This is a genomic window from Brevibacillus choshinensis (assembly GCF_016811915.1).
Classification (GTDB): Bacteria; Bacillota; Bacilli; order Brevibacillales; family Brevibacillaceae; genus Brevibacillus; species Brevibacillus choshinensis_A.
Map to the genome: position 1 here is coordinate 2,324,382 of NZ_CP069127.1, position 19,802 is coordinate 2,344,183.

The following is a 19,802-nucleotide window of genomic DNA, read 5'->3' on the forward strand; positions in this document are numbered from 1 at the left end:
AAAAGAAAAAGCCGTGCGTGAGACATTCACCCCGATTTAACGGGAAATGGATGTCGCCGCACGGCTTTCTTTTATTCGACCGTCTTCGATGTTCAGGATGACGTCTGCCAGTTTCTCTGCCTCATGGCGATCATGCGTGACGAGCAAAAACGGGATGCTCCACATCGCGTGCAGGCGCAGCAGCTCGTCCTGGCATTGCCGGCGTGTGTCTGCATCGAGAGCAGAGAGGGGTTCGTCCAAAAGCAGGATATCGGGCTCGGTGGCAAGAGCACGGACGAGGGCGACCCGCTGCTTTTGCCCACCGGAAAGCTGGTGAGGGTACTTTTCCAGCAGATGGTCAATCCCTACAGTGTTGAGCAACGTCTCCAGTCCGAGTCCATGTCCTGGTTTGAGGCCGTAGCGAATATTCTGGGCTACCGTCAGATGAGGGAAAAGTGCATAGTCTTGAAATACATAGCCGATTTTGCGCTTTTGCACAGGAAGAGGCTTGTCTCCTTGCTCATAAAACGTTTGCTCACCTAGCGTAATGCGCCCTGCATCGGGATGGATCAAACCAGCGATACTGTTCAGGATGGTCGTTTTGCCTGAACCGGATGGCCCGAATAAAACAACGATTTCCTTCTGAACGGAAAAAGAGACATCCAACAAAAAATCAGGCAAACGCTTTTGGATCGAAACCGTAAGCATCGGATGCACCTTCCTTCTATTCGTCTTTCTTCATGATTTCACTTACTGGCGTATCGGCGGAGGTTTCTTCGGCTCCACCAGTTCAACCAGAAAGTCGTCCCCATTCCGAGCGAGACGATGATGATGACCCAGAACAATGCCTTTTCCATCTGTCCCGCTTCAACAGCGAAATAGATGGCGACCGGGATTGTATCCGTCTTACCAGGGATGTAGCCGGCAAGCATGAGGGTGGCCCCGAATTCGCCGAGTCCACGCGCAAAGGAAAGCACGAATCCCGCTAGCAGCCCCGGCCAAGCCAATGGGAAAGCAACGGTCCAGAACACCCTCCACTCAGAGGCACCCAAGGTCCGCGCAGCGTCCTCCAGCCTGCGATCGACGCTCGTGAAGGCAGCGACGGCACTTTGATACATGAGGGGGAAGGAAACGACTACAGAGGCGATCACGGCCCCCGTCAAAGTAAAAACAATTTGAATCCCAAACCATTCATTCAGGAGCTTTCCGATCCATCCGTTTTTGCCGAATAAAAGCAAGAGGCCAAACCCGACCACAGTGGGAGGGAGGACGAGCGGGAGCAAAAAGAAAGACTCCAGCAAGTTCTTTCCGAAGAAATTTCGCTGGGTCATGAGTCTGGCGAACAACAGGCCGATGACAAAAACGAGGGAGGTGGAAAGCGCGGCAACTTTCAGCGAAAGGATCAAGGGTGTAAAATTGGTATCGATCAACGCTCACCACCTCCATGTGTCTACATTATTGGAAACCGTACTTTTGTAAGATCGCCTTTCCTTTGTCGGATGTCAAGTAGGAAAGGAAAGCTTTTGCAGCGTCTGCGTGAGTGGAGGCAGCGACAACGGCACCTGGGTACACAATCGGCTTGTGCCATTCGGATTTTGCAGTGGCCAGCACTTTCACGTTTTTGGAGATGGCAGCGTCACTTGCATAGACGATGCCGACATCCGCGTTACCTGACTCGACAAAGGTCAATACTTGTCTCACATCGCTGCCGTACACCAGTCTACCTTGGAGGCTGTCAGTGATTTTCAAGGCATCCATCACCTCTTTGGCATAGCGGCCAGCTGGCACTGCTTCCGGCTCTCCGACTGCGATATGCTGAAGGGCGGGGTCGGTCAGCTTTTCAAAGCTGTCGATTTTGACAGAGCTATTCGCACCGGTGATCAGGACAAGCTCATTCTTGGTGAAATCCTGGCGAGTATCCTTTGCGATCAGCTGTTTTTCCTCCAAGACGTTCATGTCTTTCGCGCTCGCTGATAAAAAGACGTCGGATGGAGCGCCTTGCCCGATTTGCTGCGCCAGTTTTCCGGAGCTTCCAAAGTTATAGGTAACGACGATGCCGGGATGATCCGTTTCGAAAGTCGTTTTTAATTCGTTGAGTGCATCTGTCAGGCTGGCGGCAGCGGATACCATGATTTCTGCCTTATCGGTTTGAACTGCAGGGGCAGGCTTGTCCGATTGCGATGGGGTTCCGGAGCACGCGCTGAGCAGCAAGGCAACGGACGTACATAATGCGAATAATTGCTTTTTCATCAAGAAAACCCTCCGTAATTATATTTAGTTATAATTAAATATAACTTGTTATAATTAGAATATATGATCTCTGTCATAGTAATCAATTGCCATTTTGCGAAAAGTAAATGAAAATAAAAGGTGAGAATAAGGTCTTAGGAGGTCAGCCATGAGCCAAGAAAATTCTTACACGACAGAAGAAATCGCCAAGCTGCTGCGTATCTCTAAGCTGACCGTGTACGATTTGATTAAAAAAGGGGAGCTTCCTGCGTACCGGGTCGGCAGACAGATGCGCGTGGATGCCTCAGACCTGGAAGCGTATAAAATCAAGGCAAAAGGCGGGTACAAGCTCCAGCCACCAGCGGCGTCCGCACCTCAATCCGCAGCCAAAGAGCCCGGCATTGCTCGGGATATTATCATCAGCGGTCAGGATGTAAGTCTGGATATGCTGGCGAGTCACTTGCGCACCAGGGAAGATTATCGTCCTCTCCGTTCGTATGTAGGAAGTATGAACAGCCTGATCGCCATGTACGCTGGTCAGGCGGATATTGTCAGTACGCACTTGTATGATGGGGACACAGGTGAGTACAACCTCTCGCATGTCAGGAGCATATTGTCCGGACATCGGTACATGGTCGTCAATTTGCTGTCGCGTTGGGCGGGCTTTTATGTACAGGCGGGCAATCCCCGCGGTATCCGTTCGTGGGAGGATCTGCAAAGGCCGGGAGTGCGCATGGTTAATCGGGAGAAGGGCTCTGGGGCACGCACGCTGATCGAGGAACAGTTTCGCCTGCATGGGATAAAAGGCTGCGATGTTGCAGGGTACGAACGCGAAGAAGGCAACCATCTCGCGGTTGCAGGTGCTGTTGCGCGCAAGGAAGCGGATGTAGGGATCGGCATTGAAAAAGCAGCGCGCATGGTAGGAGTCGAATTTCTTCCCTTGATTCGGGAGCGCTACGATCTTGTCCTTTTGAAAAACGAAACCAATGAAAAGCTGATCGCTCATGTGCTGGATATTTTGCGATCAGATCCCTTTCGCAAGGAGCTGGAAGCAATCGGAGGCTACGAGCTCACCCATACCGGCACAATCATGTATGAGACGTGGTAGATCACCGTTTCCATTACGAACCTTTTCGTGATGGCGACGGTTTTTTTGCTCAAAAGCTTAGCGCAGCAAATTACCTGATTGAACAAACTTCCATCGAGGTTTTTTGACAGAATCTCCCGAATTTCTACTCAGGCTGACAAGGATTTGCTATTATAAAAAAAACGAATGCTTGCTGCTGAGCGATTTGAGGGTAGTTATGAAGAAACTTCAAAAAACGAGTTTGTTGGTTTGTATTACGATTCTGGTGTTGTTTGGATCAGCAGGGGTAATCGCCTATTGGCCAGCCATTTCCCAGATGCTGGAGTCGGCTATGAGCTCTTCATCCGATACCGCACAGATCGGGGCAGATCCTTTTTCCTACGATCCGCCAGTTCCATCCTATGTACGGGATCTGCATCCCAAATATTCGATCCAGGCAGAATTACACACGTCTGACGCGAAGATTTCCGGAAAAATGACCATCGAGTTTGACAATCCGAAATCCAAGGATTTGCGCTTGTACATCTATGATTATTTATGGAATCGGATGACGGTCAAATCCATTCGATATAAAGACAAGCCGCTATCGTTCGAACGCAGCACTTCCATGGTGACGATGGCCAATCCATTCGGCTCGGAAGTGAGGGGAGCGGTCTCGGTTGAATTTGAAAATCCGGTTCCGCGCAGGGGGACACGTTTTGGGGTCAAGGATGACATCTGGACGCTGACGACCTGGTACCCAATGCTGGGATCGCAAAATCAGGCAGGCAAGTGGTACGACCCTCCACTGCGCATCGATTACGGTGATCCGTTCGTGTATCACTATGCCGACTACGATGTCTCCTTCATTTCTCCCCAAGGCTACAACTGGGTCAGCTCATGGGGGCGTGGGGTCAGCACGCCGCTTGATGGAAGCAGGCAGCAGGTCCGTTATCAAGGTAAAAAGCTGCTGAATTTTGCGTTGGTGGGAAGCCCGCTGTACCATGTAGAGACCGTAAAGCTGGGTCAAAATCTTTCCGTCGACATCGCTTCTGTGGACAAGGGAAACGTGGAACGAATCAAAACCATTGCCCAATCGGTGTTTCCGACGTACGCGGATTGGTATGGGGAGCTTCCTTATCCGCATGTCTCCATCGCGGAGACGAGTACAGGAACGACCTATGCGATGGAATATGCGAACCTAGCCATTTTCAAGCGGGACATGTACCAGCGAAACCTGATCGATCACTGGCTTCCCCATGAAATTGCCCACTTATGGTGGTACAACAGTGTAGCCACACTGGAGGCTTCCCATGGCTGGCTGGATGAAGGCTTGGTGGAAATCAGCGTGTCCCATTATTTGCAAAACCGCTACGGAGCGCAGTCTGCTACAGGATTGCTGGATGAATACAGACGGGACGGCCAGCGCTTGCGTGAGCGTTATCCGACGGGCAAGCTGGAAAAGCCTTTGCAGCAGTTTGCTACAGAAGAAGAATTTCATTGGACCTGGTACTCGCGGGGCGCACTGCTGTTTGACAATTTGCGCCGCCAGATCGGTGATGATGCGTACAAGCGCTTTTTGCACAGAGTCCAGCAAAATTATCACGGAAGTGTGATCGGAGCGGAGCATCTCGATCAGGCTCTGGGACAGACGCTGAGGGGAGAAGCCGTCTATTTCCGGACATACACCAAAGTGCCGAATACGACTGCTTTTGGTCCGGTGCAGCTTGAGCCTTATGTGACGACAATCGTCAACGGGATGAGTTATTACCCGCAAATCCCTGCACGTATCACCAATCAAACCGGGTACATCCCTTTGCGTGAGATTGGAGAGCGGATGGGACTAGCCATCGAGTGGTCCAAAGAAAAACAGATGATCAAAGTGCAGGGGAACGGACGAGAGGTGTACCTAAAGGAAGGAGAGCCTACCGCGATCGTGGATGGCCAAAAACTGGACTTGGGCAAGCCGGTCCTTTCGATAAAAGAACGCACGATGGTGCCGATGACCTTTTTTAAACAAGCCATCGGCTATGAGACAGAATATGACGCGCAGCAGCGAACGGTGAAAATGGTGACGCGCAAGGCGACGGGAAAGGCGGCAGAGTAAACCATGAAGAACGTGGTACTGGTAGGTTTTATGGGGACGGGCAAGACGACGGTAGGGGCAGCGCTGTCTAAAGCATTGGGCATCGTCCAAAAGGATCTGGATGAAGTGATCGTGGAAAAAGAAGGCTGCAGCATTCCCACGTTGTTTGCAGAGCGGGGCGAGGCGTATTTTCGCGATGCGGAGAGTAAATACTTGGATGAATTGCTTGATGCAGGCCCGCAGATACTGACGACTGGCGGCGGGGTTGTGCTGAGGCAGCGAAATGTATCTGCCATGCTCCAAAAGGGGACCGTGGTGGCGCTTTTCGCTTCCGAAGAAGAGCTGATCAAACGCCTTGAAAACGATACGGGCCGTCCGCTGCTGGCTGGCGGAGTGGCAGAGCGGGTGCGAACGCTTTTGAAAGAGCGGGCTGGCGCCTACGATTTTGCTCCGATTCAAATCGATACGACTGAAAAAGAGCTGCAGGCGATCGTCGCAGAAATCACCTCCCGACTGACTGAATCCGGCGAAAACGGGGAAGACTAGGGAGGAAGCGCTCCGCCGCAGGGAAGAACGGCGTGAATCCGCAAGCATGAAGGAGGCACGTGCGATGTCTTTTCAGGAGTATTTAAAGTATCTGACCAGATTGTTTGTCCAGTATATGGAGACCCCGAAAGACGAACGGCGTCAGCGGAAGATGCCGCGGGAATCCTGGTCGTCCCGTTGGTTTGGGGCGATTCCCATGTCGATTCGGCTGTTATGGCGCAAGTAACCCATATCTGTTATGTGGACGGAGGATGAACATGGCGAGAGTCGCAGTAGAACAATCTCTATCCCAAATCAGCAAGATGCTGCGGGATAATGGCTATGATGTCGTAGACTTGGGCAACTGGCAGCAAGTGGTCGACGCTGTCGTCATCACGGGGCAAGATATCAACGTACTCGGCGATCAAAGCAAGACCAGTACGGGTGCGCCCATCATCAATGCTGAGGGGATGACGGCGAGCGAAGTTTTCCATGCCGTTCACGTTCGCCTATCGCCCACTGAACACCGATAAGATCTCGCAGATCAAAAAAGACAAGCTCTCCACCGTTCATTCGGAAGGAGAGCTTGTTTCTTATCCGCTGCGACGATCAACTAAGGCAGCGCCGAAGCTTTCGCGTAGCCAAGCTTGCTTACGTGAAATTGACCAACCTTGTGCGCGTACGAGTAGGGAACAAAACGCAGTCCCTCGTCCCAGACACCCACATAGGCGTATTGGTCGTTCCACAAATGGAGGGAGCCGACCACAAAGGGGGCGAGTACTTGCGAATGATGCATCGGGACAGTCAATGTGACGGAGCCGGAATCGTTTTGCTGCCAAAGTTGGGACCAGGTGACATCTGTTTTCTCATACAAGTCATGGACCCAGCTGATTTGATCAAAGGGATTTGCCTCATTTTGCTTCAGGACACGCGTCTGCGTGAGTTTCTCCCCGTTATGCACCAGCTCGTCAGGTGAAAGTGTGCCGATGACCGGTTCACTCGCTGTGAACTCAGAGGGGTAGGACTCTCCTGTTTTGGCATTGACCATGTGCGAAGACTGGCTCTGGGTGAGCAGCCAATGAGAAGCGAAGCCGTCGTAGACCGGCTCGGCTGCGATTTCCCGCGGGGCAAAAGCGTCATCGAACAAAATGTATTCGCCGACACCGTATTCCAGGAGCACGAATTTCGCTGCTCCTAGGGGAGACTCTCCTACCACCAAATAGCCGACTTGCTTTCCGGATTGCGTGATGCTGACGAGCCATTGGTGCTGATTGGATCCCAGCGTCTGTACGTCTGTTTTGGCATTCTGCCATTGCTTGAACTGCGGGTCGCGAAGGGCAATCGTGTCGATCCACGAATGGATTTGCGTCTGAAATTGTTTGGTCCAGTTGTTTTCCCCTTCCGCATTCGCAGGACTCACCAAAAGCAGGAGGGCGAGAAAAAGGCCCAGAATCGGGACAAAGCGTCTGGTCACTTGTATGCACCACCTTTTGCAGAGGCTTTCCTACTCCTATTGTAACCAGCTATTCCAAAAAGATTTGTTGCAACTTGTCTTTTCCCTCGCACCTTTTCTCGCAGTTCTTTTACAGAATTCGTCCCGAAACGGGGGATTTGGCTGCCTTTTTTGATTGTGAAGTCGATAAGAGAGGAGGTGCTGACGACAGATAAAACAGTCCTCCGTTGATAAACTGTACTTCAATCCTCGGTTCATGCTGCCATCTGAGCTCATCCATTCGGCGCTGTCGCTCCTCATCTGGCGTGCTTTTTCGCCATTCCTTCTGATTGATTTCTTCCCTTGGTGTCGTCTGGATCCCGTTTGCACGTAAAAAGTCGAGGATTCTTCCGCCAGAAGACCGAAATTCGTCAAAGGACTGCGGCTGTTCGACATACGCCTGGCCAGCAGCATAAGGGGGCGTGTCTGGCACGGACAACGGTTGTTCCTCTGCTTGCGCCGCCTCTGCACAGTCCGCTTCTGCCTCTTCGTCATCAGAATGTTTCTCGGCAGACTCAGGTTCGCGCCGAGCGAGCTCCTCATAATAGGCGGCTAGAATTTCGAGCTCTTCCTGCAGACGGGACCTCGCTTCAGCAGCCCAGTTCTGATCTTCTTGCTCCAAAACAGCATTCACTTCCTGCTCCGCCATGGCCAGAGCCTGCTCTACGGTGATTCTCCGGTCCATGGTGTAGAAGTAATCGGGAATGGTCGGGCTGAGCGGGAGCCGGAACAAGAAGGATGTAAAATCCTGAACGATTCGCGGGTCGTGCATGTTGATCCCCAAGTAGAGCAAAATGTCCCGCTTCTTGTCACAGAGGAGCGAGACTTTCAAATTGAGTCCAAGCCAAGGCACGAGGGGGGTAGAGCGCCGAGACGGACTGGGCGATGCTGGTTTTTGCTCGTACATACAGAGAAAGCGGCCGTGCTTTTTGGTCGATTCAAAGATCTGCTGCATGCGTGCTGCTCCCAAATGCAGATATTCTGCTCGCAGTCCTTCTGGCATACGATCCGGATGAAAAGCGAACGTCAGCATCAGAGGCTGGTAGGCGATATTCATTTTTTCTACCCAGCTCCAATAAAACGGACGATTGCCGATATCCTTGTCGACCTCGACAGGAAGCTTGACCGTCAAGTAGTCAGGATGAGTTTCGACGATATGGGCAGAAAAGGAGGCGAGGTAGCGCTCCACAAATTGCCGCACTTGTTGCTCTTGCATAGAGGAACCTCTTTTCGTGATTATTGATCGGCTGCTTCGGATAAGGTCGAATCACTCCGAGCCGTAGTCTGCCGGATGGCCCGTATAGCATGACCCATATTGTCCAGCTTGAGAGCCATTTCTCTGGAGGAACGGGAATCCATGATAATCTGGATCAGATTTTCCTCGAGAGAGCTACCCAGATTCAGCCGCTCGACGATGTCGTCCAGCTCTCCAATGACCATTTCAAACAGATCGATTTTTTCATAGAGCAGATTGAGGATATGCTCCTCGATCGTCCCCACCGTCGAGAGGTTGTGAATGTGGACGTCCCGTTTTTGACCGAGGCGGTGCACACGTCCGATCCGCTGCTCGACACGCATGGGATTCCAGGGCATATCGTAGTTGATGACCTGGTTGCAAAACTGCAGGTTGATCCCTTCGCCGCCAGCTTCCGTTGCGATCAGCACTTGTGCGCGATTTTGGAACAGGTCCGTCATCCAGTCCTTTTTACTGCGTTTAAAGCCGCCGCGAAACGGAACGGATGTGATCCCGTGATCGTGCAGGTATTTTTGCAAATAGTTCTGGGTGGCGCGGTACTCGGTGAAGATAATGACCTTATCGTTGATCCTTTGAATCAATTCCACGGTTTTGGCGGCTTTGGAATGAGTGTCGATTCGCTTGATCATCTCGACCAGCTCCACGATTTGCTGCCGCATCGGAGAGTTCTCTTCCAAGCGCTGATGCATATTGTGGAGAGTCATAAATGCCGCTTCCTTACTCGAACAAACCTCGCGCTGCAGTGTGATCAGCGCCAGCGAGTTAAACCCGCCGACACCTGTGATGCCGGTGTGGTACTGCTCACGCACAAAGCGTGTCACGCCGTCGTACAGCGCCATCTCTTCGGGAGAGAGCTCGATAGGAACGGACTGGACGCGCCGACTGGTGAATTGAATGCCGCCGTCGCTGCGTTTGTTGCGGATCATGACTTTCTCGATCTCTTCCCGCAGCTTCTCGCTGTTTTTGGACTGCCGCTTTCCCTCCACGTAATTCGAAGAGAAGGCAGCATTGTGCCCGAGATGCCCTGGCTTTAGCAGGTTGATGAGATTGTACAGCTCGTCCATTTCATTCTGAATCGGGGTGGCAGTCAGCAGCAGGCAGTATTTCTTGCGGATCTCCTTGACAAATTGGTAGTTGCGGGTCCGCTTGTTCTTGAGCTTGTGCGCCTCGTCGATGATGAGCATGTCGTACTCAATATCGAGTACGTGACGCCGATGGGGGTCGCGTTTGGCGGTATCGATGGAGGCAACCACGACATCGTGCTGGCGCCACATGTACTCCTTTTTCTGTGCGACAGCTGCGATCCCGAATTTTTGATGCAATTCCTTCGTCCATTGGATGACGAGAGAAGCGGGGACCAGCACGAGGATCTTTTTGGCCAATCCACGCACCATGTACTCTTTCATGATGAGTCCGGCTTCTATCGTTTTCCCCAAGCCCACCTCGTCAGCGAGAATCGCACGGCCGCGCATGTCGAGCAAGACGCGTTCGGCTGTTTGCAGCTGATGCGGAAAGGGTGACAGCAGTGGCAAGTACTTCAACGACTGCAGCTGGTCAAACTCACGGACCGCCATCGCTTCTTCTGCTTCGAGTGCCAGCTTGAAAAGCTCCCATTTGTCCCAGGGTCCGTCTTGTTGCATGCGTTCCGTCAGCGGATCGAGCCAGTTGGTGTCAAAGGTAATAGGAATATTCGGCATATGTGTCACTCCTTTGCATGTCTGTGCCATATCTTTCATGACGAAACTAATAAAACTTAACGTTTTTATGAAAGTTAATCATTTTGTTAAGTATTTCTTGAGATGACTGTGAATTTGCATATTTTCAAGAGCTCACTCTCATGGTAGGATATAGAGGAAGTTCACTAGTTAGTATGGAATCATATCAAAAACTTATGTATGACCACGTATCCACCGCGAATGATAGTAGCAGGGAGAGACTGCCGGCAACTGGGGCAGCGCCGAAGGAGCAAGCCGGTGACGGTGAATCTCTCAGGCCAAAGTACCTCTACTGGACGCAACTCTGGAGAGAGCTCACATAGGAGCCACCAAAGGGGAAACTTGCAAGTGAGGTGATCCCCGCCTCGCTTGATTGGCAAGGTAACTCTCAGGTACCAAGGACAGAGGAGGAGAAATGGGCACCATTACTTGGTGTACCCATTTTTCGTCCTCTTTTTTCTGCGTGCGTAAAAGGTATCGCTGCGCAATTGACGATAGCCAAATACGTGTATCAAGGGGAAAAACGCCAACCAGGTTGGCATTTCTGGAGGTGCCTATATGTCCACATTGAAAAGAACACCGCTGTTTGATTCTTATGCAAAGTACGGTGGCAAAACCATTGACTTTGGTGGCTGGGAGCTGCCTGTTCAGTTTTCCAGTATCGGCCTGGAGCACGAGGCAGTGCGTACCAAAGCCGGACTGTTTGACGTTTCCCACATGGGAGAGGTGGATGTAAGAGGAGAAAACGCACTCGCTTATCTCCAGCGCGTCACTACTAATGACGTATCCAAACTGGCGGCAGGTCAGGCGCAGTACAGCGTGCTCTGCTATCCGGATGGAGGCACCGTCGACGATCTCTTGGTGTATAAATACGCAGATGACCATTACCTCTTGGTCATCAATGCAGGCAATATCGATAAGGACTACGCATGGCTTTCTGAGCATCTCATCGAGGGCGTAACGATTGAAAACATCTCGCCGCAAACAGCGCAGCTCGCCATTCAAGGTCCTGCGGCAGAAGGCATTCTGCAAAAATTGACGGATACAGACTTGTCTCAAATCGGCGTATTCCGTTTCCAATCCGACGTTCTGGTGGACGGAGTTCCTGCATTGGTCTCCCGAACCGGCTACACCGGAGAAGACGGTTTTGAATTGTATCTGGCTGCCGATCAAGCGGTAAAACTCTGGGACACTCTGCTCGCAGTCGGTGCCGAGGATGGCCTGGTACCATGCGGACTTGGCGCCCGTGATACGCTGCGTTTCGAGGCTAAGCTTCCCCTCTACGGGCAAGAGCTGAGCCAGACGATTACGCCTATCGAGGCTGGCATCGGTTTTGCGGTTAAAGTTGACAAGGAAGTGCCGTTCATCGGTCAGGAAGTGCTCAAGGCACAAAAGGAAAATGGCGCTCCTCGCAAGCTGGTAGGCATTGAAATGATCGACCGAGGCATTCCTCGCACTCACTATCCCGTGTACGTAGGGGAAGAGCTGATCGGGGAAGTCACGACCGGAACCCAGTCCCCTACCTTGAAAAAGAATGTCGGCCTCGCGCTCATCAAAAGCGAGCATGCTGCAGTGGGCACGACACTTGAAGTTGAAATCCGCGGAAAACGACTCAAAGCAGAAGTGGTTGCCGCTCCTTTCTATAAACGTCCAAAAAACTGATGGCAAGACCCATCTCACTTACTAAAGGAGGACTACGTTCGTGAAATACCGCTACCTGCCCCAAACCGATCAGGACAAGCGCGAAATGCTGGAAACACTGGGCATTTCCAGTGTGGAAGAACTGTTTGCCGATATTCCAGAGGAAGTGCGCTCCAAAGGTGCCATTCAAATCCCAGAGGCTCTCTCTGAGCCTGAACTGGTCAAATACTTTACCGGATTGGCCAATAAAAACGTCAATTTCAGCACGCATGCAAACTTCCTGGGTGCCGGCGTGTATCAGCATTACACGCCAAGCACAGTCAACCACATGCTGCTGCGCGGGGAGTTTTTCACCGCATACACCCCGTACCAGCCGGAAATCAGCCAGGGCGAGCTGCAAGCCATTTTTGAATTCCAGACCATGGTTTGCGAGCTGACCGGTATGGAAGTAGCCAACTCTTCCATGTACGATGGTGCGACTTCTTTGGCTGAAGCCGCGATGATGGCAGCTGGACACACAGGGAAAAAACGCGTCATCGTCTCCCGTGCCGTGCATCCGGAAGCGCGTGGCGTTCTGAAAACATACGCATACGGGCAAAACGTGGAACTGATCGAGGTAGGAATCAACAGTGACGGTGTGACCGATACACAGGCACTGGAAGCCATGATCAACGACAGTACTGCTGCGGTGATCGTTCAGTATCCAAACTTCTTTGGTAACGTGGAAGACCTGTCAGTAGTCGAATCCATCGCACATGGAAACGGCGCCCTTCTGATCACATCCTCCAACCCGCTTTCTTTGGGCGTACTGGAAGCCCCGGGCAAGCTGGGAGCTGACATCGTGGTTGGCGACATGCAGCCGTTTGGGATTCCGGCTTCCTTTGGCGGCCCTCACTGTGGCTATTTCGCTACCACCACAAAGCTGATGCGCAAAATGCCAGGCCGTATCGTCGGTCAGACCAAAGACGAAAACGGCAAACGCGGCTTCGTGTTGACATTGCAAGCGCGCGAGCAGCACATCCGTCGTGAAAAAGCGACTTCGAATATTTGCTCCAATCAGGCCCTGCTGGCTCTGGCTTCGGCAATCACCATGACTGCTCTTGGCAAGCAAGGCGTGCAGGAAATGGCGATGATGAACCTGCAAAAAGCTCACTACGCAAAACAAGCGCTGCAGGCAAAAGGACTGGAAGTGGTGTTCACGTCCCCGTTCTTTAACGAATTCGCTGTGAAGCTTTCCAAACCGGTAGCAGCTGTAAACACGAAGCTGCTGGACGCAGGCATCATTGGCGGATACGATCTGGGCATTGACTATCCAGAGTTTGCCGGACATATGCTTCTGGCCGTGACCGAGCTGAGAACGAAAGAGGAAATTGACCAACTGGCGCAGGAATTGGAGGCGATCACCCGTGCATAAAAACCAGGAGAAAGCACTGATTTTTGAAATGAGCAAACCAGGCCGTGTGGGCTACAATCTGCCGGCTTTGGATGTACCAGAAGTGGAAGTAGCCAGCCTGCTGCCGAAACACCTCATCCGTGAGACGCCAGCCGAGCTGCCGGAAGTATCCGAGCTTCAGCTGGTTCGTCACTACACCGAGCTGTCCCGCCGCAATCACGGGGTAGACAATGGATTCTATCCGCTGGGTTCTTGCACGATGAAATACAATCCAAAAATCAATGAAGATATCGCACGTTACGCTGGTTTTGCGCAAACGCATCCATACCAGCCGGAAGAAACCGTGCAGGGTGCACTGGAGCTTCTTTACAACCTGCAAGAAGAGCTGGCTGAAATCACCGGCATGGATCAGGTGACCCTTCAGCCTGCAGCAGGTGCCGCAGGGGAGTGGACCGGTCTGATGATGATCCGCGCTTATCATGAGAGCCGCGGGGAAGCTCATCGCACCAAGGTTATCGTGCCGAACTCCGCGCACGGTACCAACCCGGCTTCCGCAGCGGTAGCGGGACTTGACACCGTTACGATTCCGTCCAACGAGCGCGGACTGGTAGACATTCAGGCGCTGCGTGAAGCGGTAGGATCGGATACAGCTGCCTTGATGCTGACCAATCCGAACACGCTCGGACTGTTTGAAGAAGATATCGTGGAAATGGCGCAAATCGTCCATGAAGCGGGCGGACTCCTGTATTATGACGGAGCCAATGCCAACGCGATCTTGGGCATCGCTCGCCCTGGGGACATGGGCTTTGATGTCGTGCATCTCAACTTGCACAAAACATTCACAGGTCCTCACGGCGGCGGCGGACCAGGTGCAGGTCCGGTTGGGGTCAAAAAAGTGCTCGAGCCATTCCTGCCTACCCCGATCGTCGCCAAGAAAGAAGACGGCACGTTCTACTGGGACAGCAACCGTCCAGAGTCTATCGGCCGCGTAAAAGGCTACAATGGAAACTTCGGCATTCTGGTCCGTGCATACAGCTACATCCGTACGATGGGTCCAGAAGGTCTGCTGCAGGTATCCCAAAACGCCGTTCTGAACGCCAACTACATGATGCGCCGACTGGCTACGGCTTACCACCTGCCATTCGACCAAGTCTGCAAGCACGAATTCGTCCTGTCCGGTTTCCTGCAAAAGAAACTGGGAGTTCGTACGCTCGATATCGCAAAACGTCTCCTGGACTTCGGCTACCATCCACCGACCATCTACTTCCCGCTGATCGTCGATGAGTGCTTGATGATTGAGCCGACCGAGACCGAAACCAAGGAAACCTTGGATGAATTCATCGACGCTATGCTGCAAATCGCCCGCGAGTGCGAAGAGACTCCGGAAATCGTACAGGAAGCACCGCATACAACTGTGGTAAAACGTCTGGACGAAGCGACTGCTGCACGCAAACCAATCCTGCGTTACCAACCGCAAGCATAATCATATGTTGATTGAAGAACCGCCTGATCCATAGGGCGGTTTTTCTTTCCTATCGATGGTAAGATGGAGGGAAACAGGGAGGTGCCTGGATGAAAAAGCGAATTGTCTTTACAGGTGGCGGTTCGGCAGGACATGTGACCGTCAATCTCGCCTTGATTCCGCATTTTCTGGAGGCTGGCTGGGAGGTTGCGTACATCGGCTCAACCAACGGGATAGAAAAGGAGCTGGTCGCGGGACTGGGTAGCGTTCGTTACGTGGGGATTTCCACGGGAAAGCTCCGGCGTTATTTGGATTGGAAAAATATAACCGATCCGTTCCGTGTCACCAAGGGCGTCTGGGAAGCCTATCGCTTTTTACGGACCTGGAAGCCGGATGTCATCTTTTCCAAAGGCGGTTTTGTCTCCGTTCCTGTCGTCCTGGGAGGCTGGTTGAATCGTCTGCCGATCGTCATTCATGAATCCGATTTGACTCCCGGCTTGGCCAATCGCTTGTCTGTGCCATTCGCCAGCAAAGTCTGCGTGACTTTTCCGGAAACCGTCCGCCATCTCCCGCCATCCAAAGGCATCCACGTAGGGGCTGTCATCCGTGCAGAGCTGCTGAATGGAAAAAGGGAGAGAGGTGTCACCCTTTGCGGATTTACCCGTCAGAAGCCCGTTCTGCTCGTCATGGGAGGGAGTCTGGGTGCTCGTCGTATCAATGAGGTGGTGCGCTGTCAGCTGCCGGCACTCCTCGCTGAGTACCAGGTGGTGCACATTTGTGGCAAAGGACAGCGAGACGAAGGGCTTTCACAAGCCGGTTATCGTCAGTATGAGTATGTCAAAGACGAATTGCCCGACCTCATGGCGATGGCTGATCTGGTTGTCTCACGAGCCGGTTCCAATGCGATCTTTGAATGTCTCGCTCTGCGCAAGCCCATGCTGCTGATCCCCTTGTCCATGGCGGCGAGTCGCGGCGACCAGATCATAAATGCACGCTCGTTTGAAAAGAGGGGCTTATGCGAAGTGCTGCTGGAAGAGGACTTATCGGAGGAGACCTTTTTACAGGCGGTGAAAAAGCTATCGGAAAATCGCGCCGAGCTGCTCCGCCGCATGAGTGAAGAGACACAGACAGATGCGTTGACACAGGTCATTGCCCTTCTCGAGAACACGGCAAGTTAACTGCGAGCCCACTTTGTTCTTGCCGATCCTCGCACTGGAAGGCTACAATGAATGCGTTGTGATAGAGGAGGTACATAGGATGGAACAGTGGCGTTATATTGTGACGGAAGCAATGTCTCCCGCAATGAATATGGCAGTGGATGAAGCAATCTTGCAGTTGCACAGCGAAGGCAAGGTACCGCCGACTGTCCGATTTTACACGTGGAATCCGGCTACACTGTCGATTGGTTATTTTCAAAAGGCGATCAAGGAAATCAATATGGATGCGCTCAGGGAAACTGGACTAGGCTTTGTTCGCAGGGCTACAGGCGGGCGTGCCGTCCTCCATGACAAGGAGCTCACCTATAGCGTGATCGTTTCCGAAGAACATCCCAAAATGCCTTCCAGCGTGACGGAAGCATACAAGATTATCAGTTTAGGTCTCTTGCACGGCTTTCAAAACCTCGGGCTGAAGGCAGAAATGGTGTCCTTGGCAAGCGAGGAAGAGAAGGAAAAGTACAGCTCACCTGGTTCTTCGGCTTGCTTTGATTCGCCTTCCTGGTACGAACTGGTGGTAGAAGGCAAAAAGGTGGCGGGCAGCGCGCAAACGAGACAAAAGGGCGTCATCTTGCAGCACGGCTCCATTCTCTTGGATATGGATGTGGATTTGCTGTTTTCGCTGCTGAACTTCCCGTCTGAGCGTGTCAAGCAACGGATGATGGACAGCTTCCGCCAAAAAGCGGTTACGATCAATGAAGTGAGTCCACGCCCAATCAGCTTGCAGGAAGCGATCGATGCTTTTGGACGCGGTTTTGCATCCGGGCTGGAGGTGGAGCTGGTTCCATCGCAGCTCACGGAGGAAGAACGGGCGTTGGCGGAAGAACTGGCACGCACGCGATACGCGACAGAGGAATGGAATTTGCGCCGCTAGCTCCTGGCCAGTCGCAGACAGATAGTAAAAAGCTCCCGTTGTCCGATAGTGGCGACAGGGAGCTTTTCCATTACACGAGAACATTTGCGTTGATATGCTGTTCAAACAGATCTTGCAGCTTGAGTGAGACAGGTCCGACCGTACCTTTGCCGACAGGTTGGCCGTCAACCGAAATCAGAGGCATGATCTCTGCCGTCGTGCTGGTCAGGAACACTTCATCCGCCTCTTTCAGGAAGTCTGTCGTAAAGGCTTCCTCGTTTACAGCGATGCCATTTTCCCGAGCCAGATCGATGACGACCTGACGAGTAATGCCGTGCAGGATCAGGTGATCCGCCGGATGCGTGTAGAGCGCGCCGTTTTTCACTGCGAAAAGGTTGGCAGAGCTGCACTCGGTAACAATCCCATTGCGGTGCAGAATCGAGTCTTGCGCACCTGCATCCTTCGCGTATTGCTTCACCAATACAGCTCCCAGGAGGTTGAGTGTTTTGATGTCGCAGCGCAGCCAGCGAATGTCCTCGACCAATTGGGCGGTTTGGCCTTTTTTCATATCTGCCACTGGACGCGCTTTTGTACGTACAAAAGCCATGATGACCGGCTCGATGCTGCCTGCTGCCGGGATATCGTGAACGCGAGGAGAAACACCGCGAGATACTTGAAGATACAGAGTAGCGTCGTCGTTTTCCGTGATGTTGTTTTTCTCCATCAATTGGTGGGCGAGGCTGCTCAGCTCTTCGGCGCTCCAAGGCAGCTCCATTTTGATTTCACGGGCGCTTCTGAACAAGCGGGTGAGGTGGGCATCCCATTGATACATTTTACCTTTGTAGATGCGCACGACCTCGTAAATGCCGTCGCCAAAATTGTAACCGCGATCTTCAGGGTGTACAGCAACTTCCCCTTCTTCTACCCATTTTCCTCCAACATACAGCATGGTGAGTCCTCCTTCATTGATTTCCAAGAATGATAATGACAGGTATCGATTGCTAGAACAATCTGCAATTGCCCTATTTTCCTACCAATATCTGAAATATCCGCCAGTTCCAACGGTTTCTGAATCAACCTTAGCAAATCGCCAGAACAGGGTCAATTTGAAAGTAGAGAAAAGGCTATCAATTATTTCACAGATCAAGCGGCTTTCTATAAAGAAATCGAATCCTGAAAGAGAGTTGCTCAAAAACCAAGACGAATCGACGGAAAACCCGTTTCGACAGGGGACAAAAGGAGTATTGGGCAGAAGGGCAACAAAAGGTGTCGTCCATTGGCGCGGGGTGAAGGTATTTGACTAACTATTCTGACTAGACGCTTTTTGCGCCAGGGGCCCATAATAAGAAAGCAAAGAGGACGTAAGGAGGGACCTGCCATGCGATTGTTACGTCAATTTGCGCTGCCTGCCCTGCTGGCATGTGGAATAGCGATCTTGCCACAACCCTTCTTTGCGCAGGCAAACGCCCAGGTATTCCAGGAATGGATCGATGAAGATACCTTGTTTCAGCATGTAGAAAAGCTGGCCCGCACGCCGCGTCCACCTGCCACGGAAACGGAGTTTGCAGCTGTAGTCTACGTGGAGAACCAGCTTCGCTCATATGGTTTCCAGACGTCCCTGCAGCCCTTTAGCTATTACACATACCGTCCGCCATCTACACTGAGCTTGTCCGTTGAAGGCTGGAAGGGGCCCGCGTGGAATGCAAGAGGATTTACCTATGGTCCGAACGGTGTAGGGTCAGGAGAGATCGTAGAGTGTGGACTCGGGACCGCGCAAGATTTTCAAGACGGGAATGCCCGAGGAAAGATCGCGCTGGTCAAGAGAGGGAAAACGACCTTTGCGGAAAAAGTAAGGCAAGCCGCTGCTGCTGGCGCCGTCGCAGTCATCCTGTGGAATGACCGTGACGATAGCCCAAAGGCTACCCTGGGAGAGCCGCTGGATATGTCTGTACCGGTAATTTCACTATCCCATGCGCAAGGCAGTAAGCTCTATGATCAAGTCAAAAAGGGATCTGTCAAGGCGACAGTCAAAGTCGATGGGGGATTGACTGCCAGGCAGACCTCGTACAATCTGATTGCGACGAAAAAACCGGAAAAGTCGAGTACAGGCCAGGTCGTTCTGGTAACGGCTCATCATGATTCAGCACCGAGGTCATCAGGTGCCAACAACGGAGCGTCAGGTGTAGCCGTGATGCTGGAGGTCGCACGTATGCTGGCAGACAAGGCGAATGATACCGAGCTCAGGCTTGTTAGCTTTGGAGCCACGTCGAACGGGGAAAAGGGTCCGGCTGCATTCGCAGAAAGCCTCACGGACGCGGACAAGAAAAGCGTGATTGCCGCCTTTTGCTTGGATGCAGTAGGGAGTCTGGATGCGGGCACCCTCACTGTCACGACAGAATCAGGGGCCAAAACGTTGCCAGCGCAGCTCGCAGAGGCTGGCGGTGCGGTCTTTTCAACCGTATGGAATGACCGCGCGGATGCAACCGCTGATCACAGTGCCCTGGCGGCTGCTGGGATTCCCGCTGCACTCCTCACGAGGGCACCTGCCGATACGTGGCGGGACCAGCCGGAAGATACGATCGAAAAAATCGGGAAGGACCGATTAGTTGAGACGGCTCACGTCGTGTATACAGCCGTTTCCCAAATTACGGATCCAACGACGCCGGCCTACCCGCTCGATCGAGGAATCAAGGCTGGATCCAAGCAGCCGGAAGAAGTTGATCAATAGAGAGGGGAGCGTACCTGACGAGGTGCGCTTTTTCGTTTTCCGATGGAAAGGGCGCAATGTCGGATGATGTCGAATAACTAGGAATGGAAACCATATCGGAAAAGTCGTATAATTTTTAAGAATCCTAAAAAAAATTTATCCTGTCTCTTTTCTTACCGCCTTGA

The 19,802-nt window shown here is 52.4% G+C and carries 19 protein-coding genes and 2 riboswitches; of the genes, 12 read left to right on the forward strand and 7 right to left on the reverse strand.

Annotated elements, in window-relative coordinates; all coding sequences use genetic code 11:
• Positions 1-36 precede the first annotated feature (36 nt).
• From JNE38_RS11870 to modA, 3 genes are read right to left on the reverse strand one after another with little or no spacing between them, the layout of a single operon-like run.
• Positions 37-687, reverse strand: coding sequence for an ABC transporter ATP-binding protein (locus JNE38_RS11870; protein ID WP_203356735.1), 651 nt, complete (start codon positions 685-687; stop codon positions 37-39).
• Between the two features lie 38 nt (positions 688-725).
• Entirely contained in the window at positions 726-1,409 is a 684-nt protein-coding gene (gene modB, locus JNE38_RS11875; RefSeq protein WP_203356736.1) for a molybdate ABC transporter permease subunit, read from the reverse strand.
• Between the two features lie 25 nt (positions 1,410-1,434).
• Entirely contained in the window at positions 1,435-2,229 is a 795-nt protein-coding gene (gene modA / locus JNE38_RS11880) for a molybdate ABC transporter substrate-binding protein (RefSeq protein WP_203356737.1), read from the reverse strand.
• Between the two features lie 148 nt (positions 2,230-2,377).
• Between modA and JNE38_RS11885 the strand changes: the two genes are divergently transcribed.
• From JNE38_RS11885 to JNE38_RS11905, 5 genes are all read left to right on the forward strand, one after another.
• On the forward strand, positions 2,378-3,316 hold the full coding sequence (locus JNE38_RS11885; RefSeq protein WP_203356738.1) for a helix-turn-helix transcriptional regulator: 939 nt from the start codon (positions 2,378-2,380) through the stop codon (positions 3,314-3,316).
• Positions 3,317-3,512: 196 nt separating this feature from the next.
• Complete coding sequence (locus tag JNE38_RS11890; RefSeq protein ID WP_203356739.1) at positions 3,513-5,381, forward strand: stalk domain-containing protein; 1,869 nt, start codon at positions 3,513-3,515, stop codon at positions 5,379-5,381.
• Between the two features lie 3 nt (positions 5,382-5,384).
• A complete protein-coding gene (locus JNE38_RS11895) occupies positions 5,385-5,906 on the forward strand; it encodes a shikimate kinase (protein ID WP_203356740.1) in 522 nt (173 codons plus the stop codon).
• A 64-nt stretch (positions 5,907-5,970) separates the two neighbouring features.
• Complete coding sequence (locus JNE38_RS11900; RefSeq protein ID WP_083496788.1) at positions 5,971-6,132, forward strand: YqzE family protein; 162 nt, start codon at positions 5,971-5,973, stop codon at positions 6,130-6,132.
• A gap of 31 nt (positions 6,133-6,163) precedes the next feature.
• On the forward strand, positions 6,164-6,418 hold the full coding sequence (locus tag JNE38_RS11905; RefSeq protein ID WP_203356741.1) for a YkuS family protein: 255 nt from the start codon (positions 6,164-6,166) through the stop codon (positions 6,416-6,418).
• Between the two features lie 80 nt (positions 6,419-6,498).
• Here the strand turns inward: JNE38_RS11905 and JNE38_RS11910 are convergent, their stop codons facing one another.
• The 3 genes from JNE38_RS11910 to JNE38_RS11920 form a co-directional block, all read right to left on the reverse strand.
• Positions 6,499-7,359, reverse strand: coding sequence for a hypothetical protein (locus JNE38_RS11910; protein WP_203356742.1), 861 nt, complete (start codon positions 7,357-7,359; stop codon positions 6,499-6,501).
• 109 nt (positions 7,360-7,468) lie between these two features.
• Positions 7,469-8,593, reverse strand: a complete 1,125-nt coding sequence (locus JNE38_RS11915; RefSeq protein ID WP_203356743.1) for a YqhG family protein — start codon at positions 8,591-8,593, stop codon at positions 7,469-7,471.
• Between the two features lie 20 nt (positions 8,594-8,613).
• Positions 8,614-10,329, reverse strand: a complete 1,716-nt coding sequence (locus JNE38_RS11920) for a DEAD/DEAH box helicase (protein ID WP_203356744.1) — start codon at positions 10,327-10,329, stop codon at positions 8,614-8,616.
• A 219-nt stretch (positions 10,330-10,548) separates the two neighbouring features.
• Positions 10,549-10,646: riboswitch (glycine riboswitch) on the forward strand.
• Positions 10,647-10,762, forward strand: a riboswitch (glycine riboswitch).
• 143 nt (positions 10,763-10,905) lie between these two features.
• Between JNE38_RS11920 and gcvT the strand changes: the two genes are divergently transcribed.
• The 5 genes from gcvT (at position 10,906) to JNE38_RS11945 (ending at position 16,931) form a co-directional block, all read left to right on the forward strand.
• Complete coding sequence (gene gcvT, locus JNE38_RS11925) at positions 10,906-12,009, forward strand: glycine cleavage system aminomethyltransferase GcvT (RefSeq protein WP_203356745.1); 1,104 nt, start codon at positions 10,906-10,908, stop codon at positions 12,007-12,009.
• Positions 12,010-12,049: 40 nt separating this feature from the next.
• On the forward strand, positions 12,050-13,402 hold the full coding sequence (gene gcvPA, locus JNE38_RS11930) for an aminomethyl-transferring glycine dehydrogenase subunit GcvPA (protein ID WP_203356746.1): 1,353 nt from the start codon (positions 12,050-12,052) through the stop codon (positions 13,400-13,402).
• On the forward strand, positions 13,395-14,864 hold the full coding sequence (gene gcvPB / locus JNE38_RS11935; RefSeq protein WP_203356747.1) for an aminomethyl-transferring glycine dehydrogenase subunit GcvPB: 1,470 nt from the start codon (positions 13,395-13,397) through the stop codon (positions 14,862-14,864). The genes gcvPA and gcvPB overlap by 8 nt, the downstream gene beginning before the upstream one ends.
• An 89-nt stretch (positions 14,865-14,953) precedes the next feature.
• Positions 14,954-16,021, forward strand: coding sequence for an undecaprenyldiphospho-muramoylpentapeptide beta-N-acetylglucosaminyltransferase (locus JNE38_RS11940; protein ID WP_203356748.1), 1,068 nt, complete (start codon positions 14,954-14,956; stop codon positions 16,019-16,021).
• Positions 16,022-16,100: 79 nt separating this feature from the next.
• Positions 16,101-16,931 (forward strand): lipoate--protein ligase family protein, encoded by an 831-nt coding sequence (locus tag JNE38_RS11945; RefSeq protein ID WP_203356749.1) that lies wholly within the window; start codon positions 16,101-16,103, stop codon positions 16,929-16,931.
• A 70-nt stretch (positions 16,932-17,001) separates the two neighbouring features.
• Here JNE38_RS11945 and dat read toward each other — a convergent pair whose 3' ends face one another.
• The gene (gene dat / locus JNE38_RS11950; protein WP_203356750.1) at positions 17,002-17,859 is read right to left on the reverse strand and encodes a D-amino-acid transaminase; all 858 of its coding nucleotides are present in this window, start codon (positions 17,857-17,859) and stop codon (positions 17,002-17,004) included.
• A 16-nt stretch (positions 17,860-17,875) separates the two neighbouring features.
• Here dat and JNE38_RS11955 point away from each other — a divergent pair, with 16 nt between their 5' ends.
• The gene (locus tag JNE38_RS11955; RefSeq protein ID WP_203356751.1) at positions 17,876-18,214 is read left to right on the forward strand and encodes a hypothetical protein; all 339 of its coding nucleotides are present in this window, start codon (positions 17,876-17,878) and stop codon (positions 18,212-18,214) included.
• A 74-nt stretch (positions 18,215-18,288) separates the two neighbouring features.
• Positions 18,289-19,638 carry a M28 family peptidase gene (locus JNE38_RS11960; RefSeq protein WP_203356752.1) on the forward strand — a complete coding sequence of 450 codons (1,350 nt, stop codon included), beginning with the start codon at positions 18,289-18,291 and terminating at the stop codon, positions 19,636-19,638.
• Positions 19,639-19,802: the final 164 nt, after the last annotated feature.

Bases quoted from the DNA above. Each gene is read 5' to 3' on its own strand.
- JNE38_RS11920 (WP_203356744.1), bottom strand. From the start codon at position 10,329: ATGCCGAATATTCCTATTACCTTTGACACCAACTGGCTCGATCCGCTG.
- JNE38_RS11890 (WP_203356739.1), top strand. From the start codon at position 3,513: ATGAAGAAACTTCAAAAAACGAGTTTGTTGGTTTGTATTACGATTCTG.
- gcvT (WP_203356745.1), top strand. From the start codon at position 10,906: ATGTCCACATTGAAAAGAACACCGCTGTTTGATTCTTATGCAAAGTAC.
- JNE38_RS11915 (WP_203356743.1), bottom strand. From the start codon at position 8,593: ATGCAAGAGCAACAAGTGCGGCAATTTGTGGAGCGCTACCTCGCCTCC.
- JNE38_RS11940 (WP_203356748.1), top strand. From the start codon at position 14,954: ATGAAAAAGCGAATTGTCTTTACAGGTGGCGGTTCGGCAGGACATGTG.
- JNE38_RS11895 (WP_203356740.1), top strand. From the start codon at position 5,385: ATGAAGAACGTGGTACTGGTAGGTTTTATGGGGACGGGCAAGACGACG.
- JNE38_RS11960 (WP_203356752.1), top strand. From the start codon at position 18,289: ATGCGATTGTTACGTCAATTTGCGCTGCCTGCCCTGCTGGCATGTGGA.
- JNE38_RS11900 (WP_083496788.1), top strand. From the start codon at position 5,971: ATGTCTTTTCAGGAGTATTTAAAGTATCTGACCAGATTGTTTGTCCAG.
- dat (WP_203356750.1), bottom strand. From the start codon at position 17,859: ATGCTGTATGTTGGAGGAAAATGGGTAGAAGAAGGGGAAGTTGCTGTA.
- modA (WP_203356737.1), bottom strand. From the start codon at position 2,229: ATGAAAAAGCAATTATTCGCATTATGTACGTCCGTTGCCTTGCTGCTC.
- JNE38_RS11905 (WP_203356741.1), top strand. From the start codon at position 6,164: ATGGCGAGAGTCGCAGTAGAACAATCTCTATCCCAAATCAGCAAGATG.
- JNE38_RS11885 (WP_203356738.1), top strand. From the start codon at position 2,378: ATGAGCCAAGAAAATTCTTACACGACAGAAGAAATCGCCAAGCTGCTG.
- JNE38_RS11870 (WP_203356735.1), bottom strand. From the start codon at position 687: ATGCTTACGGTTTCGATCCAAAAGCGTTTGCCTGATTTTTTGTTGGAT.
- JNE38_RS11945 (WP_203356749.1), top strand. From the start codon at position 16,101: ATGGAACAGTGGCGTTATATTGTGACGGAAGCAATGTCTCCCGCAATG.